Below are 345 nucleotides of genomic sequence, written 5' to 3'. Positions count from 1 at the left end.
CTTGATACATGATTGCATCAACATTTTTTTCTAAGGCTAACTTTTCACTTAGCTTGATTAGATCAGGGTAGTCTGAATCTGGAGCTAAGTAGTCACAAATTGCTAGAACCTGTTTTCCTTGCCACTCACTAATCATTGTAACCAAGTAGCTTGATAGGTTTTCTCCTTCGTATAGGAAGTGAATGTCGTAAGGGTGCTGTGATGGTGTTTCAATGTAGCGCCACTCAAAATACTCAGCATTCTTTCTAATGTTGAGTATTTTGAGATTATGTTCCTTGTTGTATAGGTATTCTAAATCCTTCTTATAATTCTCAACTTGGGATATCGGTTTTATCGTTTTTCTAG

The 345-nt window shown here is 36.2% G+C and carries 1 protein-coding gene; it reads right to left on the bottom strand.

What is annotated here, in order from left to right; genetic code table 11:
• Positions 1 to 345: hypothetical protein (locus tag A3766_RS30725; protein ID WP_197479436.1), on the bottom strand; the 345-nt coding region annotated here is incomplete at both ends.

It is taken from the genome of Oleiphilus sp. HI0132 (assembly GCF_001635845.1).
Note: the sequence above shows the minus strand (reverse complement) of the source record. Positions and strands in the feature narration are given on the sequence as shown.